Source organism: Melittangium boletus DSM 14713, assembly GCF_002305855.1.
Lineage (GTDB): Bacteria > Myxococcota > Myxococcia > Myxococcales > Myxococcaceae > Cystobacter > Cystobacter boletus.
In genome coordinates this window covers 943,476-960,955 of sequence record NZ_CP022163.1, presented here as the reverse complement: position 1 = coordinate 960,955, position 17,480 = coordinate 943,476, and the positions used below count along the sequence as shown (strand labels likewise).

The 17,480-nt window shown below is 67.4% G+C and carries 12 protein-coding genes; 8 read left to right on the top strand and 4 right to left on the bottom strand.

What is annotated here, in order from left to right; all coding sequences use genetic code 11:
* Nucleotide 1: 1 nt before the first annotated feature.
* From plsX to MEBOL_RS03950, 4 genes are all read left to right on the top strand, one after another.
* The gene (gene plsX, locus MEBOL_RS03965; RefSeq protein WP_095976154.1) at nt 2–1,030 is read left to right on the top strand and encodes a phosphate acyltransferase PlsX; all 1,029 of its coding nucleotides are present in this window, start codon (nt 2–4) and stop codon (nt 1,028–1,030) included.
* Nucleotides 1,027–2,073, top strand: a complete 1,047-nt coding sequence (locus tag MEBOL_RS03960; RefSeq protein ID WP_095976153.1) for a phosphatase domain-containing protein — start codon at nt 1,027–1,029, stop codon at nt 2,071–2,073. The genes plsX and MEBOL_RS03960 overlap by 4 nt, the downstream gene beginning before the upstream one ends.
* The gene (locus MEBOL_RS03955) at nt 2,070–2,852 is read left to right on the top strand and encodes a sugar nucleotide-binding protein (protein WP_095976152.1); all 783 of its coding nucleotides are present in this window, start codon (nt 2,070–2,072) and stop codon (nt 2,850–2,852) included. Before MEBOL_RS03960 ends, MEBOL_RS03955 begins: the two co-directional genes overlap by 4 nt.
* Before the next feature lie 175 nt (nt 2,853–3,027).
* Complete coding sequence (locus tag MEBOL_RS03950) at nt 3,028–3,633, top strand: hypothetical protein (protein WP_095976151.1); 606 nt, start codon at nt 3,028–3,030, stop codon at nt 3,631–3,633.
* 18 nt (nt 3,634–3,651) lie between these two features.
* Here the strand turns inward: MEBOL_RS03950 and yjjX are convergent, their stop codons facing one another.
* Both yjjX and MEBOL_RS03940 read right to left on the bottom strand, forming a co-directional pair.
* A complete protein-coding gene (yjjX, locus tag MEBOL_RS03945) occupies nt 3,652–4,191 on the bottom strand; it encodes an inosine/xanthosine triphosphatase (RefSeq protein WP_095976150.1) in 540 nt (179 codons plus the stop codon).
* Between the two features lie 3 nt (nt 4,192–4,194).
* Nucleotides 4,195–5,187 carry an NAD-dependent epimerase/dehydratase family protein gene (locus tag MEBOL_RS03940; RefSeq protein ID WP_095976149.1) on the bottom strand — a complete coding sequence of 331 codons (993 nt, stop codon included), beginning with the start codon at nt 5,185–5,187 and terminating at the stop codon, nt 4,195–4,197.
* 47 nt (nt 5,188–5,234) lie between these two features.
* On the opposite strand from MEBOL_RS03940, the gene pcnB reads away from it, so the two are divergent.
* A complete protein-coding gene (gene pcnB / locus MEBOL_RS03935; RefSeq protein WP_425437598.1) occupies nt 5,235–6,956 on the top strand; it encodes a polynucleotide adenylyltransferase PcnB in 1,722 nt (573 codons plus the stop codon).
* Nucleotides 6,957–6,989: 33 nt separating this feature from the next.
* On the opposite strand, the gene MEBOL_RS03930 is transcribed toward pcnB, so the two are convergent.
* The gene (locus MEBOL_RS03930) at nt 6,990–8,195 is read right to left on the bottom strand and encodes a DNA polymerase IV (RefSeq protein WP_095976148.1); all 1,206 of its coding nucleotides are present in this window, start codon (nt 8,193–8,195) and stop codon (nt 6,990–6,992) included.
* 287 nt (nt 8,196–8,482) lie between these two features.
* On the opposite strand from MEBOL_RS03930, the gene MEBOL_RS03925 reads away from it, so the two are divergent.
* From MEBOL_RS03925 to MEBOL_RS03915, 3 genes are all read left to right on the top strand, one after another.
* Nucleotides 8,483–10,780 carry a carbohydrate-binding protein gene (locus MEBOL_RS03925; protein ID WP_095976147.1) on the top strand — a complete coding sequence of 766 codons (2,298 nt, stop codon included), beginning with the start codon at nt 8,483–8,485 and terminating at the stop codon, nt 10,778–10,780.
* 130 nt (nt 10,781–10,910) lie between these two features.
* Nucleotides 10,911–11,969 (top strand): glycosyltransferase family 4 protein, encoded by a 1,059-nt coding sequence (locus tag MEBOL_RS03920; RefSeq protein WP_095976146.1) that lies wholly within the window; start codon nt 10,911–10,913, stop codon nt 11,967–11,969.
* A complete protein-coding gene (locus MEBOL_RS03915; RefSeq protein WP_095976145.1) occupies nt 11,966–14,128 on the top strand; it encodes an amylo-alpha-1,6-glucosidase in 2,163 nt (720 codons plus the stop codon). The genes MEBOL_RS03920 and MEBOL_RS03915 overlap by 4 nt, the downstream gene beginning before the upstream one ends.
* Nucleotide 14,129: 1 nt before the next feature.
* Here the strand turns inward: MEBOL_RS03915 and MEBOL_RS03910 are convergent, their stop codons facing one another.
* A complete protein-coding gene (locus tag MEBOL_RS03910; RefSeq protein ID WP_218920875.1) occupies nt 14,130–16,907 on the bottom strand; it encodes an NACHT domain-containing protein in 2,778 nt (925 codons plus the stop codon).
* Nucleotides 16,908–17,480 lie beyond the last annotated feature (573 nt).

The window sequence follows — 17,480 nt, the reverse complement described above, 5'->3', positions numbered from 1 at the left end:
CATGGCCCTCAAACCCGTCACCATTGCGTTCGACGTGATGGGGAGCGATCACGGTCCCGTGGAAGTCGTCCGGGGGGCCGCGCAGCTCTCGCTGGAGTCACCTCACATCCACACGCTGTTGGTGGGCGATCGGGCCGTCATCGACGACGCGCTCGCGCAGATCCGCCACAACGGCGAGCGCATCTCCGTGCAACACGCCGCGAGCTTCATCGCCATGGACGAGAAGCCGGGCGAGGCCCTGGCGCGCAAGCCGGACGCCTCGGTGTCGGTGGCGGCGCGGCTGGTGGCCGAGGGCGAGGCGGACGCGCTCGTGTCCGCGGGCAACACCGGGGCGTGCGTGCTCGCCTGTGCCCGGCACTTCCAGTTGCTGCCCGGTGTGCGGCGCGCGGCGCTCGCGGCGGTGTACCCCACGCGCATCCGCCGCGGCGACAAGGAGGATCCCTTCTCGCTCATCCTCGACGTGGGAGCCACGGTGGAGGCCACCGCGGATGACTTGGTGACGTTCGCGGTGATGGGGGCCGCCTACGCGCGCATCATCTCGCGCAACGAGCAGCCCAAGGTGGCGCTCCTGTCCAATGGCACCGAGCCCACCAAGGGCCCGCGCCACGTGGTGGAGGCGCATGCGCGGCTCGGAGGCCTGCCGGGCATGCGCTTCATCGGCAACGTGGAGGGCGTGGACATCCCCAAGGGCACCGCGGACGTGGTGGTGACGGACGGCTACGTGGGCAACGTGTGCCTCAAGATGCTCGAGGGCGTGCACGAGACGGTGGTGGAGCTGGCCCAGTACGCCCACAAGGAGAGCCTGCGCTGGCGCGCGGGGCTCGCCATGCTCTCCGGGGGCATCCAGCGCATCAAGGACATCACCGACTGGGAGCAGTACGGCGGGGCGCCGGTGCTCGGCTTCGATCGCATCTTCATCAAGGCGCATGGCCGCTCGCAGGCACGCGCCATCGCCAACGCGGGCAAGGTGGCCGCCAAGGCGGCGGCGAACGAGCTCGGCAAGTCCATCCAGCAGGGTCTGGCCAGGTGAGTCTTCCGGATCGCATCGACCCCAGGCCCCCGCGGCGCATCTACCGCTGGGACCTGGACAAGACGTACCTGCAGACCGAGTTCGACTCGTTCCGGGATCTGCTGCGCACGGCCTTCCAGAAGGCGCACGAGAAGCAGGCCGTGCCGGGTGCGTCCGCGCTCATCCGCGAGCTGGCGAGCAACGGCGACACGCGGCTGTGCATCGTCTCTGGCAGTCCCCGGCAGTTGCGCTCGGTGCTGGAGGAGAAGCTCAAGCTGGACGGCGTGGTGTGGGACGAGTTCGTCCTCAAGGACAACGTGGGCAACCTCATGCGCGGCCGCTTCCGGGCGCTGCGTGGGCAGGTGGGCTACAAGCTGCCCGCCATCCTGGAGAGCCGCGCCCAGGCGCCCCTCGAGGCCGAGGAAGTGCTCTTCGGGGACGACGCCGAGGCGGACGCCTTCATCTACTCGCTCTACGCGGACATGATCGCCGGACGTGTGGACGAGCGGGTGCTCGGGCAGATCCTCGAACAGGCGGCGGTGTACCCGGACGAGGCCGAGCGCGTCCTCACCGCCTGGAAGAAGATTCCGGTGTCGGATCCCGTCCGGCGCATCTTCATCCACCTGGACAGGCTGACGCCTCCGGCGCACTTCTCCGATTACGGCCCCCGCGTGGTGCCCATCTTCAATTATTTCCAGGCCGCGCTGGTGCTGCTCGCGGATGGCCACCTGACGGCCCCCCAGGTCATCAAGATCGCCGTGGAGATGGTGCAGACGGCCGGCCACAACATCATCACCCTGTCCAACTCCTTCCAGGACTTGTTGCGCCGGGGGCTGCCCCTGCAGCATGCGGCGGCGGCGCTCGTGCAGGCATTGGAGGGGCCCAATGCGCTGCTCCAGGCGCTGCGGCCCATGCCAGACATCCTCTCGGCCTTCACCAAGCGGCTCGCCGCGCTGGGCACGCCGCCGCCTCCGCCCTCGGTCCGCGCGGTGGACTACCTGGGCCTGCTCCACCACGCGCTTCCGCGCACGCACAAGGGGCGCAAGGCCGCGCCGCCGACATGAAGGCCCTCGTCACTGGAGCCGGGGGCACCGTCGGCGCGCGGTTGTGCGAGGACCTGGAGCGCTGGGGCGTGGAGGTGGTGCGCTGGCCGCGGGAGCGCGTCCCGGTGGACGACTACTGGGCCATGGAGCACTTCGTGCGCTCGGTGGCCCCCGACGTGCTCTTCCACCTGGCGACGGCGTCACGGCCCACGGGGCGGGCGAACGAGTCGTGGTTCATCACCTACGAGTGGACGAGCGAGCTCGCGTGGATCTGCCGGCAGGTGGGCGTGCGCTTCGTGTTCGCCAGCACGGCCATGGTCTTCTCCGATCACGCGCCCGGGCCCTTCACGGTGGACTCGGTGCCGGATGCGTCCGAGGGCTACGGCTACGAGAAGCGGCGGGCCGAGGAGCGGGTGTTCCAGCAGAACCCCGAGGCGCGCGTGGTGCGACTGGGCTGGCAGATCGACGAGCACCCCTCGGGCAACAACATGTTGGCCGCGCTGGAGGCGCAGGCGCGTGAGCGGGGCTGGGTGGAGGCGAGCACCCGGTGGTTTCCCGCCTGTTCCTTCCTGGATGACACCGTGCGCGCGTTGCAGGCGCTCGCGTGGGCGGAGCCGGGGCTGTACCTGCTGGACGCCAACGAGCGGTGGAGCTTCCACGACATCGTCCGCGCACTGAACGCGCGGCGGGGCGGCTCCTGGCGGGTAGAGCCCACCGAACACTTCGTGTTCGATCAACGCATGATGGACGATCGGGTGGTGTTGCCCTCGCTCCAGAAGCGGTTGCCGGATCTGCCCTAAGGGAGGGGGCGGGGACTCGGGCGGTCCACCGGTGAGCAGAGGCGCTGGGACGCGATACCGTCGCCGGGCGGTATGCCCTAGCTTGAGCGGTGGGGGGGCATCTCATGCCTCGGAATTTCGAGCACACGGAGTTTCACTTAGCGTACGGGCCTCCCTTCCACCTTGGAGAGGCCGCATGCGTATCGTGAAATTCACCGCCCCCTTGTTGCTCCCCGTCGTGCTCATGTCCTGTGGCGGGACCGTGGCCGAGACGGCCCCACCCGTCGTCACCCGGGCCGCCGCGCTGCTCGAAGGCACGTCTCGGGGATGTTCCTTCCTCCTCTCGTCCCGGACGCGGCCAGGAGGGTATCCCCCCCTGACGGAGATCCTCCTCACCCGTGAAGCCACCTCCTCGTGCGAGGAGGGGAGTGGTGTCGTGGTGCTCGGCACCTCGTACAACGGCTCCTCGCTGTCGCTGCTCGCCACGGAGCAGGGGATCGCGGTCGGCTTCACGTCCAAGGGTTCGCCGAGCGGCTCGGCGGCGATCTCCGTCCAACTGCGGCACCTGGATCCCCAGACGCTGTCCGTGGTGCGGGCCGCGAGCCTCGCCGCGCTCAACCCGTTCTACGCGGGCTACGTCTACAGCGGAGAGCTCACCCTGCTCGCGGATGGCACCACGCTGGAGGTGCGGGGCTCCAAGCACGGCACCATTCCGGGCGAGACGGGAGGCGGCGCTCAGTACCTCGCCACCTATCCGGACTTCTTCACCAGCACCACGCCGCCCACGATCCTGGCGTACTGAGGCGGGCTCCCGAGGCTCCTACTGGGGGGGCACGGGCGCGTCGTAGAGGTCCGGGTGGAGGAAGGGCATGAAGGCGCAGGCCACGGGTCCTCGCCACATGTCGGAGCGGGTGAAGAGCCCGTGGGTGAGGATGCCCACCGCCCCGAGCTTCCGTTTGCTCCCCGTGAGACCGGAGACCTCGTCCATCACCGAGCCCAGCTCCTCGCCCCGCAGCGTGCGGGCGGCGATCTTCGGGGGCAGGGGAAAGCGCACGCCCCAGGTGATGTTCTCCCGTCCCTCCTTCGCCACCACGGCCACGCAGTTGATGAGGTTGCCGTCCGGGTCCACGCCTCCCTCGAGCCCCAGCCCCATGTGTGCCTCCGCGACGGCTCCAAGGGCCGCCCGGGCCCGGTTGCGCGCTCCCGTCGATGTCTCCTCCTCGCCGATGGGCTGAGCCCGGACGCCGCTGGGCACGTCGACGCCCACCACGGTGCAGCCCGGGAAGGCTTGTTCACAGATGTGCTTCACGGCATCGGTCTTGGCGGGGTTGGTTGAACCGACCACGATGAGAAAGGACATGATTCAGCCCACCATGCCACGAGGGGTGAGGGGATGGTCCCTCGGAATCATTCCCTCTTCCTGGAACCAACGCAGGGCCTCGCGGATGCCGAGCCGCACCGGCCTCGGCCGATAACCGACCTCCCGCATCGCTTTCTCGGAGGACAGGTACCAGGTGAAGGGCAACACCCTGGGCACCGCCGCGTTCAGTGGACCGGACAGCTCCGGGGACAGCCGCCGCAGCCTGTCCCCGAGCCATCCCACGGCCCTCCACACCCCATCGGGGAGGACGACACGTGGGGGCGCCACGCCCGCTTCCTCCGCGCAGAGCGTCAACAACTCCAGGAAGGTGAGGTTCTCTCCTCCCAGGAGGTAGCGCTCCCCGGGGCGGCCCTTCTCCATGAGGAGCCGCAGTCCCAGGGCGACGTCCTGGGCATTGACCCCGTTCATTCCCCCTCGCGGACAGGCCACCCCGAGGCCCCGGACCAGGGCGCGCAGCAACGCGCCGCCCGGCGAGGGCCGGAGATCATAGGGACCCAGGACGAGGCCGGGATGGGCCACCACCACCTCCAACTCCGGCCCCGAGGCCTCCAGCGCCAGCCGCGCCTCGGTGTCGGCCGGGAGGGTCACCTCGGTCGCCGGCTCGCCCGGCGTCCCCTCGGCCACCGCCACCCCGCCCGACACCACCACGACCCGCCGCACACCCGCGAGGCGGGCGGCGTCCAGAAGGTTTCCCGTCTTCCGGGTGTTGATGCGGACGACCTCTTCCTGCTTCTCCCAAGGAAGACCTCGGACGGTGCCCGCGACGTGGTAGACCTCATCCACCCCAGCCAGGGCCCTGGCCAGCGATTCCGGAACGAGGAGATCGCCGAGCACGGCGTCGTAGCTCAACCCGCGCAGGCCCCGGCGCTCGTCATGCTCCCGGAGCAGGAGCCGGGGGGAGTGTCCCTGTCCGCACAGCAAGTGCGTGAGGTTCGCTCCGATCAGACTTGTTGCCCCCGTCAACAATGTCTTCATGCGCTACTCCCTCCCGGGGAGGATGCGGTATAGGTCGTCCCCCTTAGATGCGCCCCCCTTGGGGCGTCAACCGCGAGATGACGCGAGACTTCACTGAGACACCGCCCGCCGGTGAACCGACGCTCCAGCCTGCGCCCGATGACGCGCGCGAGGCCGATGCTTCCGAGTCTGGATCCCTGGATCCGCTCGAGGCGCTGCCGGTTCCCGAGCCCGAGGAAGACGTTTCCCCTCCCATGCCCGCCTTCACGGCGCCTCCGCCCGAGGACACCCTCCCGGACACGGATTTCCTCCCCGCGCCCGAGGTCTCGGGCGAGCCCGCGGAGATCGATCCCGACAAGCTCGATCCGGATGCCCTCAAGGTCATCCACCGCCTGCACTCCCACGGCCATCAGGTCTACCTGGTGGGAGGCTGCGTGCGCGACCTGCTGCTCGAGCGCACGCCCAAGGACTTCGACATCGCCACCAGCGCCCACCCGGGCGAGGTGCGCGCCATCTTCCGCAACTGCCGGCTCATCGGCAGGCGCTTCCGGCTCGCCCACATCTACTTCAAGGGTGGGAAGATCATCGAGGTCTCCACCTTCCGCGCCAATCCCACGGAGCTGGAGGCGGCCCAGCCCGACTCCGGCGAGGAGGAGGGCGGCGAGGCGGAGGAGCAGAACCCGGATCTGCTCATCACCCACGACAACGTCTTCGGCACCGCCGAGCAGGACGCGCGCCGCCGCGACTTCACCATCAACGGCCTCTTCTACGACGTGGCCGAGGGCCGGGTGATTGACTACGTGCGGGGGCGGCGCGATCTGGACGAGCGCTACATCCGCACCATTGGCGATCCGGAAGTGCGCATGCGCGAGGATCCGGTGCGCATCCTCCGTGCCGTGCGCTTCGCCTCCAAGCTGGGCCTGGACATCGAGTCGCGCACCTACGCCGCCATGGAAGGCGCCGTCGAGGACCTGACCCGCTGCGCGCCGGCGCGCCTGCTGGAGGAGACCTTCCGCCTCATCCGCGGCAGCGTGGCCGCGCCCAGCCTGCGGCTGCTCGCCGCCCTGGACGCGCTGAAGATCCTCCTGCCCCCCGTGGCCGCCTACTTCCGGGAGCACGGCCGCCGCGGCGAGAAGACCTTCTACGCGTTCGCCGAGGCGCTCGACCGGCGCGTCGCCGCCGGAGAGCCCCTGGATGACGCCATCCTGCTCGCCGCGCTGCTCGTGCCCATCGCCCAGGCGGCGCCCGTCGTGGAGAGCCTGGACGCGGCGGGGCGCCCCTCGGTGGCCCAGGCCATCGAGGACCTGCTCGCCGAGTTCGTCCAGACGGCGCGGCTGCCCCGGCGTATCGCCGAGCGCTGCCGGCTGCTGCTCATCGCCCAGCGGACGCTCTCGGGGGAGCGCCGCAAGAAGACGGGGGCCTTCCGCCGCCATCCGCTCTTCGCGGACGCGCTCGTCGTCTTCGAGATCTCCGTCGAGGCCACGGGCCGTTACCGCGACGTGCTCGAGGCCTGGAAGCGGGGAGACGTGCCCGCCGCCCGTCCCGCCGAGGGCTCGGCCGCGTCCGAGCCGGAGGGGTCGCGCAAGCGCCGCCGTCGCCGTCGCCGGGGTGGTGGCGGACGCAACAAGCCCGGTGCCGCGGAGGGCGCGTCGCCCGCCCCGGTGGAGGCGTCCGAGTCCCAGGAAGAGGACTCCTCCGACGAGTCCGACTCCGACGAGTCCGATTCCGACGAGCGGGACGAATCGTTCGAGAGCGGGTCGGACGCCAGCCTGGGTTCCGACGAGGGCTAGGACGCCCGTGGCGGGTTGGAGAACCCTGGCGGCTCAATGGAGCCGCTTGGGCTTCCGGGGCCGCTCGGGATCGGCTTCCTCGCTTCCCGCCACATCCGCGGTCGTCACCGCCTTGGCGCCAAAGCGCTCGGCGATCTTGTCCAACGCCGCGTTCAACTTGTCGCTGCGCCGGGGCTCCTCGGGCGCGGAGAACAGGCCGAGCTGCCTCGGCGGCTCCGCGTCGCCCAGCTCCTGGAGCGAGACGCCCGTCAGCCGGACCGGCTTGTCCTCATGGGCCTTCTCCAGCAGCTCCCGGGCCACCCGGTAGAACGTCTGGCCGTCATCCGTGGGCGAGGGCAGGGTGGTCCTCCGGGTGATGGTGGTGAAGTCCGAGAACTTCACCTTGAGCTGCACCACGCGGCCCTTCACGCCCGCGCGCCGCATCCGGCGGCCCACCCGCAGGGCCTGGGCGTGCACGTAGGGGCTCAAGGCGTCCAGGCCCGTGACATCCTCGTCGAACGTGTCCTCGGCGCCCATGCTCTTGGCCTCCCGATCCGGAACCACCTCCCGGGCGTCAATGCCCTGCGCGAGCTCCCAGAGGTGCCGTCCGCTGGCGCCCCACTTCGCCTCCATCCACGCCACGTCCCGCCGTGCCACGTCGCCAATCGTCTCCAGGCCCGAGTGCTTGAGGGCCTCCTCCGTCTTGGGGCCCACGCCCCACAGCCGGCCCACGGGCAGTCCCGCGAGGAAGGCCACCGTCTCCTCCGCGCGCACCTCGCGCTGTCCATTGGGTTTGGCCAGGTCCGAGGCGATCTTCGCCACGAACTTCACCGCGGCGATGCCCGCCGAGGAGGGCAGGCCCGTCTCGGCGGCGATCTCCTTGCGGATGCGCCGCGCCATGTCCGCCGGGGAGCCGAACAGCCCCACCGAGGCCGTCACGTCCAGGAAGGCCTCGTCCAGGGACAGCGGCTCGATGAGGGGCGTGTAGCGCTCGAAGATGGAGAAGACCTGCTCGCTCGCCTCGCTGTAGGCATTGAAGCGCGGTTTCACCACGATGGCTTGAGGCGCCATCTTCACCGCGCGTGCCATGGGCAGGGCACTGCGCACACCGTATTTGCGTACCTCGTAGGAGGCGGCCACCACCACGCCTCGCCGTACGTCCCCCCCGACGATGACGGGCTTGCCGCGCAGCTCCGGGTGGTCCCGCTGCTCCACCGACGCATAGAAGGCGTCCATGTCCACGTGGATGATGGCTCGCATGGGTGGACTCACGATACAGGCTTCCTCCGACACGCGCGTATGGCACACACCCGTCCCTGTTCGTCTACCTTTCGCACCCAGGGCGGGGCGGCGAAATGCGTCAAAAGCCGGTTAAGTGAGATTAACCTGCTTCTTCTGCCTAGTCGGGATTGTCGAATTGCGCTAGAGAAGATCTCGCCAACTCGCCCCCGCGAGCCTTGGTCTCTTCCGTCATGAGTCGCGTGGGCGTCCGAGCCCTCCCCGGACACGCCCTCGGAAGAATGTTGTCTTTGAAGGGACGAACATCCATGACGACAAAAGGCCTCCAGCGTTCTTCCCGGCTCTCCCTGTTCGCATGGGGAGTGGTGCCGTTCGCGGGACTCGTCATCGGCTCGTCCGCCCTGGCCGCGGGAGAGAGCACCAGCGTCTGGATCACCCGGAAGGACCTCTCCCAGGCCTTGCAGCAGCAGGGCAATGTCGCCTTCGCGGCGGACTCGAGCGTGGGGAAGAACACCATCTTCGTGGATGAGACGGTGACCTACCAATCCATGGAGGGGATTGGCGCCTCGCTGACCGACTCCTCGGCCTGGTTACTCAAATACAAGCTGAACGCCGCCACGCAGGCGTCGGTGATGACCCGGCTGTTCGATCCCATCAACGGAATCGGGGTGTCCTGGCTGCGCCAGCCCATGGGGGCCTCCGACTTCTCGGCTCGCGGCAACTACTCCTACGACGACATGCCCGCCGGCCAGCGGGATGACACCAACCTGTCCCATTTCTCCATCGCCCCGGATGAGGCGTACATCCTCCCACTGGTCAAACAGGCGCTCGGTTTGAATCCCCACCTCAAGGTGATGATCTCTCCTTGGAGTGCCCCCGCCTGGATGAAGTCCAGTGGCTCGATGAACGGCGGGACGTTGAACACCAGCGCCTACGGCCAGTTCGCGCTCTACTTCGCCAAGACGATCCAGGCCTACGAGGCGGCCGGTGTGCCCATCTACGCCCTGACCGTCCAGAACGAGCCGCTGCACCAGGTGCCGGGCTACCCCACCATGTACCTGTCCGCGACGGACGCGGCCAACTTCATCAAATACAACCTCGGGCCCACCCTCGAGAGCCACGGTCTCAAGACGAAGATCCTCGGTTACGACCACAACTGGGACCAACCCGGCTACATGCAGACGCTGTACAGCGATGCCTCGTCCGCGCGCTACCTGGCGGGCTCCGCGTGGCACTTCTACGGGGGGGATGTCTCCGCCATGAATGACATCCACCATCAGTACCCGGACAAGGATGTCTACTTCACCGAGGCCTCCAGCGGCACGTGGTTGCCCAACATCTTCGACGCGAACATCACCAACGAGATCGCCATCTTCCGCAACTGGTCCAAGACGTACACGGACTGGAACATGGTGCTCGACACCCAGGGCGGCCCGACCAACGGCGGCTGCGCGACGTGCACGGCGATGGTGACGGTCAATCAGGCCAACGGCACGGTGACCTACACGCCCACGTATTACGCGATGGGGCACATCAGCAAGTTCGTCACCCCGGGGGCCCGGCGCATCGCGTCCACGGGCTACGCGCAAGGCCTGCACAACGTCGCGTTCAAGAACCCGGACGGCTCCAAGTCACTCATCGTGTACAACCAGAACGGCACGAGCTCGACGTTCGCGGTCAAGTGGGGCGGCTCTTCGTTGGAGTACACGCTGCCGGCCACCTCCATCGCCACGTTCAAGTGGTCCGGGACCCAGGCGGGCCACACCATCATCCCCGCGAGCGTCCGGTTGTACGCCTCGGCCTTCCAGGACGCCAAGGGCGTGCGGCTCGAGAACACCACGGATGCCGGAGGCGGCAAGAACGTGGGCTTCACCTCCGCGGGCAGCTACCTCCTGTTCAAGAACGTCGACCTGACGAACATCACCACCATCAGTGCCCGCACGGCCAACGCGGGCTCGGCCACCTCGCTCGAGTTCCGCGCCGACAGCGCCTCGGGCCCGCTGCTCGGCACGCTCCAGAGCAACGTGACGGGGGGCTGGCAGACGTGGACGACGAACAGCGCGTCCATCACCGGTGCCTCGGGCGTGCGCGATGTCTACGTCGTCTTCCGGGGGAGCACGAACCTCAACTGGGTGCAGTTCGGTTCGGGCGCCGTCCCCTCCAACCTCGTGCCCAACCCTGGCTTCGAGTCCGGTGGCCTGAGCGGTTGGTCTGGCTGGCACCCGGCCTCTCAGGCCACGGACGTGCACCAGGCGGACACCGACACGCCCCGCACGGGCGCCTACAAGCTGACGCACTACTCGGGCAGCGCCTACCAGCAGACGACGTATCAGCACGTCTCCGTGCCCAATGGCACGTACCGCGCGAGCGTCTGGGTGCGCTCGGGGGGCGGACAATCCAACCTGCGTCTGGAGGCGAGCAACCACGGCGGGAACACGACCCTGTACAGCGTGGACCTGGGCTCCACCGCGTCGGTGTCCACGTGGAGGCAGTTGACGATCGACAACATCCACGTCACCTCCGGCACGGTCACCTTGGGGGTCTACTCGAACGCCGCGGCCAACAACTGGGCGGCCTTCGACGACTTCTCGCTCACCCGGCAGTAGGAGGGCCTGGCGGGCGATCTCCTCGAAGCTCTGACGTATCCCTGTCGCGCCCCGGACCTGAACCTGGGGGCACTGGCCATGGGCCCGGGTCCACCGCAACGTCATCGCGGATGCGGACGAGGTCCTACCGATGCGCATTGCCCAGGTGTCACCACTGATCGAAAGCGTTCCTCCCAGGCGCTATGGAGGGACCGAGCGAGTAGTGGCCTACCTGACCGAGGAACTCATCGAGCAAGGGCACGACGTCACCCTGTTCGCGAGTGGTGACTCCCTCACCCGGGCGAGGCTTGTCTCTCCCTGCGCACGCGCCCTGCGCGCGGGCTCTGGCTTCCATGACCCGCTGCCCCACCTGACGTTGATGCTGGAGCAGGTGCTCTCCGAGGCCTATCGCTTCGACGTCATCCACTTCCATACCGAGTGCGTGCACTTCCCGCTGTCGCGCCGATTGCGGTTGCCCCAACTCACCACCCTGCATGGGAGATTGGACCTGCCGGGCTTGAAGGGGCTGTACCGCGAGTTCCGCGACATGCCGTTGGTGTCCATCTCCGATGATCAGCGCGAGCCCCTGTCCTGGGCCCACTGGTTGGGCACCGTCCACCATGGGCTTCCGGAGGCGCTGTACCCGTTCCATCCCGAGCCGGGGAAGTACCTCGCCTTCCTGGGGCGCATCTCTCCAGAAAAAGGGGTGGTTCAGGCCATCCACATCGCGGAGGCCCTCGGATTGCCGTTGAGGATCGCGGCCAAGCTCGGCACGCCCGACCGGGCTTATTTCGAGGCGGAGGTGGAGCCGTTGCTCAGGCGCGGCCCCGGGGCGGAGTTCATCGGCGAGATCGGCGAGGACGAGAAGGCGGACTTCCTGGGCCAGGCGATGGCGCTGCTCTTTCCCATCGATTGGCCGGAGCCCTTCGGGTTGGTGATGATCGAGGCGCTGGCGTGTGGCACCCCGGTGATTGCCTTTCGCCGGGGCGCGGTGCCCGAGATCTTGAAGCACGGTCTCACGGGTTTCATCGTGGACGATCTGGACGGAGCGATTCGGGCGGGCGCGCGCCTGTCCTGCCTGGATCGTTACCAGTGCCGGCTGGAATTCGAGCGACGCTTCTCCGCGCGCCGCATGGCCCAGGACTACGTGATGCTCTACCAGGAACTGCTCTCCCATGAGCGGCCGGTGGAGTGGGGAGTTGCGCCATGAAGGAGATCATCCGAGTCGAGGATCAGTATTACATCCTGGCCACCGCCGCTCATGACGAACTCTCGCGCGTTCTCAAGTGCGACGACACCTTCGCCCTGTTCGATCGCAGCGGCAACATCCGCGCGCTGGGCCGGCAGGAGCAGGGCGTGTATCACGAGGGAACGCGCTTCCTGTCCAGGCTGGAGTTGCGTGTGAATGGGCAGCGGCCGTTGCTGCTGAGCTCCAGCGTGGTGCAAGGCAACACCCTCCTGGCGGTGGACCTCACCAATCCCGACATCCGGGTGGGCGGCAAGGTGGTGATTCCCCACGGGAGCATTCATATCTTCCGCGCCCGGTTCCTGGGGTCGGGCACCTGTCACGAACGCTTGCGCGTCCAGAACTTCGGCCAGGAGCCCGCCTCGCTGGAACTCTCCCTGGAGTTCGACGCGGATTTCCGAGACATCTTCGAGGTGCGTGGCACCCGGCGGGATCATCCAAGGCCAGAGCCCTCGGCCCGGGTGGACGGAGATGCGGTGGTGATTGCCTATCAAGGTCTGGACAAGGTGCAACGCACGACACGGGTGTCTTGCCAGCCCAAGGCCGTGAAACTCGACGCACAGTCGTTTCACTTCCAGGTGCGGCTCGAGCCGCATCAGGAACAGTCTTTCTATGTGACGGTGGCGTGCGCGGCGGACAAGCCGGCCGCGACACTCCCGTCCTACGATGAGGCCCTGCTCGGGGAGGTCCACGCCCGGGACGAGCTGGTGGAGCGTCAATGCCGGCTCTTCACCTCCAATACCCTGTTCAGCGAGTGGTTGGATCGTTCGGTGGCGGACCTGCGGATGATGACGACCCGCACCGAGCACGGCTTCTACCCCTACGCGGGAGTGCCCTGGTACAGCACCCCCTTCGGGCGCGATGCGGTGATCACCGCCTTTCAGGCCCTCTGGCTGCAACCCTCGCTGGCGGCGGGGGTGCTGCGCTTCCTGGCCGCGACCCAGGCACGGGCCCTCGAACCAGAGCGCGACGCGGAGCCTGGAAAGATTCTCCACGAGATGCGCCGGGGGGAAATGGCGGCGTTGGGTGAGATTCCCTTCGGGCGCTACTACGGCACGGTGGATGCCACGCCCTTGTTCCTGATGCTCGCCAGCGCCTACTACCAGGCGAGCGCGGACAAGGCGCTCATCGAATCGCTGTGGCCTTCCCTGGAGCTGGCCGTGCGGTGGATGCGCGAGTGGGGAGACCTGGACCAGGATGGCTTCCTCGAGTACTCCGTGCGGGCGAAGCGGGGCCTGAGCAACCAGTGCTGGAAGGACTCCTGGGACTCGGTCTTCCACGCGAACGGGACGTTGGCCGAGGGCCCGCTCGCCCTGTGCGAGGTGCAGGGCTATGCCTATGCGGCATTGAAGAGCATGGCGGAGCTCGCCGAGTCGCTGGGCCGCCCGGAGCAGGGGCGTGGCTGGCGCTCGGATGCCGAGCGGCTTCGGCAACGCTTCGAGGACGTCTTCTGGTGTGACGACTTGAACCTCTACGCGCTGGCGCTCGATGGGCGGAAACGTCCGTGCCGGGTGAGGGCGTCCAACGCGGGGCACTGCCTCTACACGGGCATTGCCTCGGAGGACCGGGCCCGGCGCATCGCGCGCACCCTCACCCAGCCGGAGTTCTTCTCGGGATGGGGCATTCGCACGGTGGCCGAGGGAGAATCGCTCTACAACCCCATGAGCTATCACAATGGCTCCATCTGGCCTCATGACAACGCCCTCATCGCGGCGGGGTTCGCCCGATACGGCTTGATGGAGCACGCGACGCAGGTGTTCCAGGCCCTCTTCGAGGCGAGCCTGACCTTCGATCTGCGCCGCATTCCGGAGCTCTACTGTGGCTTCGTGCGCCGGGCGGGCGAGGGCCCCACGCTCTATCCCGTGGCCTGCTCTCCGCAGGCATGGGCCGCGGGGTCGGTGTTGATGCTGCTGGGGGCTTGTCTCGGACTCGAATTGGACGCGCCCCATCGCCGCCTGAAGCTCAACCGTCCAATACTGCCGCCCTTCCTGGACGAGGTGCGCATCGACCGGATGCAGGTGGGCGACGCGATGGTGGACCTGGTCTTCCACCGTTACGACACGGGCGCCGGGGTGGACGTGCTGCGGCGCCACGGCGACCTCGAGGTGATCATCGTCAAGTAGGCTAGTGAACCCCTGGCTGCGCGTGCTCGGGTTCCCATTCCTCTCGCGACTCTTGCTGGTGCCAGGGCCAGAGCCTCTGGGCCATGCGCATGTAGAGCGTCCCCAGGCGGGTGAGGTCCTCCTGGCAGATGGAGACGGCCGCTCCCAAGACGCTGCGTGGAGACAGCTCGGTGCCTGTGTGGATCAACGCCTCCAGGCGAGGCCGTCTGTCGTTGGGTACGGCGCTCAGGATGTCCCGTTTCGAGAGGTCCGCGTCATGGAGGACGGCCCACGTCAAGAGTTGCCTGCGGAGTTCGCGCCGGAGCTTCTCCTCGGGGCCAAAGACTTGCAAACACATCTGGAACAGCTCCGAGTCCGCTCCGGAGACGCGTTCGGATGGACCCGTGGAGAAGAGGGGATCGGCCGCGGCGCGCCAGAGACAGTCCCATGTCGCCTGATCATGCTCCTGTGTGAAAAGTCCGCGGGCCGTGAGGAAGCTCTGCATGGAATCATGGAAGAAGCGGACCTGTCCGGGGTGCTGGCCTGGCGTGACGTAAGCATCCTCCGGAACGAGGAGTCCGGCCTGGAGAAGCTTCTGCATCTGTTCCTGTTCCGGTGCGTTCCGGTAGCGCAGCGCGCGAATGCCATGAGCCCAGTACGTCCGGAGACAGAAATCCCCCGCCCAGGCCAACAGTTTCGAGTCCTCCCCTCCCGATGCTCCCTGTTGGCGCAGGAGACCCCGGAAGGCCGCTTCGTAGAGCGCGGCGACGCCCTCCGAGCCATGACCGAACAGGAGTGCCAGCCGGACCAGGATGGGGAGGTAGGTGCCATCGACTCCCCGGCACGCCTCCAGGCCCTCCTCGGCCTTTTGGTGCCTCTCGGGAGCATAGGCCGCGACGAATCGGCCCAGGGTTTCGTCATCCAGGCGTCTGGGCTCCGCCACCATCCAGTGACTGGAACTCTCCACGACCTGCCGGAAACCGAGGTGGGGCCGCGAGGTGAGCAGCAGCCTCACGGAATTCCCATACCCGCCATCCAGGAACTCCCTCAATGTGTCGGTGCTCAGCGCCGACTCCGTCAATCCATCCACCACGAGGACGTAGTCCCCGCGCAGCAACAAGACTTCGTGGATGTCTTTCGGAAGGGGATTGGCCGCCAGTGCCTGGAGGGCGGTCTTATCGAGCGCTCCCCCTCGTCCGTCACACAGCACGGGCAAGGGCTTGGACGGGTCTTCCACGAAGTCCGAGAGCATCCGGCGCACCACCTCTCGCAGGAGCGCGCTCTTGCCGCGTCCTCCCGGTGACTCGATGAGGACGTTGCCTCCCTTCTCGGGCGAGGTGAGGAATCGGACGATGCGCTCCTCCGGTTTCTCCAGGGTCCGGTGGAGGAGAGTGGGGAGCGTCGGCGTTTCCGCGAGCGGCGCTTGCGTCGTCCCCTCACGGAAGTGGACGGGTATGGAGATATACCGCTCGTCATTGGCCTGACGGCGCCAGGCTTCCACCTTGCGGCCCACATGCGCCACATAATCGGCCTGGATACGCCTGCGCGTGGAAGGCAGTCCGAGCGCCACGGGCACCAGCCACCAGAATGGCCGGGTGGAGGCCAGCAGCCGGAAGGCCGCGGGCGAGACGAGCCCCATCACGAGACCCAGGAGCAATTCGAGGAAGAGCACCCCCACGAAGATGGGGAAGTGAATCCTCCAGGTGTTGGCCATGCCGGCCAAGAACAGCCCACTGCCTCCCAGGACGTTCACGCTCCAACTCAGGAAGGGAATCCAGCGCCGGGTCGGACGCTGGCGAGGGATCAACAGCAAGGGCAGGACGAAGAGCAGGGTCGCCAGGATGCAGGCAATCATCGTGCGGAACCACACCTGCTCGATGAGCGGCGCCTGGAAGAGCACGTTGCTCACCGCCAGCCGGGCATAGGTCCCCAAGGCGTCCTGATACAGGAAGACGACCTGGAGGGGGCGCGCTCCGAATGAGCGCTCATCCAGGTACCAGTTGAGTTTGGGTGGAGGCGTGCCCGGAGCGTATTGGCGGGTCACCGACGCCACGAGGGGCTTTGCCCTGCCACTGTCCCACAGGGTGACTTCCAGGCGTCCTCCTACCTTGTCGGCGGGAACGGGAATCGGCCATCGCAGTTCCACGCTTCCCGCATCGTCTTCCCGGAGCGCGGCCCTCAAGTCGAGTCTTCCGTCGATCGAGACGCTTCCGCCAGGTCCGGCACGAAGGGTGCCACCCTGGAGTCTCAAGGTGGCGCTCATCTTCTCCAGGGGAGCGGTGGCGAAGCTGGCGGGACCTGTCTGAATCCATCCTCGCATCCGCTCTCCCGTGGGGATGACGAGCGACGCTTCAGCGTCCCTCATGACGGGAGAGGCCTCGAGGTAGTGCGGCTTTTCCAGGGAGACGAAGTACAACGTGTTGTCGCGTTCGCTCTGAATCCAGGCGCCCGTGCCTTCGGGCTCGACACCCAGCACCGAGGCGTTCGTGCCTTCCATCAAGGGCATGGCTTCTACCCGTGCCTCCTCGTGCTTCAAATGAACGACCTTGTCCGTCGAGACCAAGAGGTCTTCCGCGCCCATGGGGAAGGTGATGAACTCATCCAGCCCGTCCTTCTCCTGCACGAGCCGCGAGAGCAATCCTTCCCGTCCGGCGAGGCGCTTGCCATTCGCATCTAAAAGGAAGACGCCTCCGGCCTTGGTCAATACCCAGAGCCGGCCGGATTGGGTCCTGGAGATGAGCACCTGTTGTCCCTTGAAGAGAGGGCCCCCGGGGAAGAGCGACTTCCCGTGGATGTCCACGAGATAAAGTCCACCTTCTCCCGCACTCTTCAAGGAACCGGCCACCCAAGCCTTGCTTCCATCCTCGTTGCCCACGATCTGCCGGATGGGCGCCCCTTTCAGCAGGAGGGCTGGTTTCGTGCCAGGAGGCGCTCGCGGATCAAGGATGTAGAGCTGCCGCCTCGTGCTGTAACTCCCTGGGGGGCGCACTTCCGCCATCACCCATGCTCGCACCCCATCGGGCCCTGGTACGACCCAGAGGTCTTTTTCTCCGCTCAACATGGGTTTTCCCCGAGCGGGCCGGGCCTCGGCATCCAGGAAGAACAGATGTCCGCTCCCTTTCAGCCAGGCCCTGGGCCCCTTTCCCACGGGGACGACCTGCCACCACTCAAAAGACTCGTCGTCTGGTATGCCCAGGGTCGAGGTGGGTGCGACGCGCGTGACGTGGCCCTCCGCATCGACCACGCAGATGAGGTCCGAGCCCGCGTGCCGCATCTCCATCCAAATCCGCTCATGCGGCTCCTTTGGAGCCGAGGAGATGTATCTGGGATACACATCCGCGGGTGAGCGAAAGGACTGCTGTTGGAAGTGCGT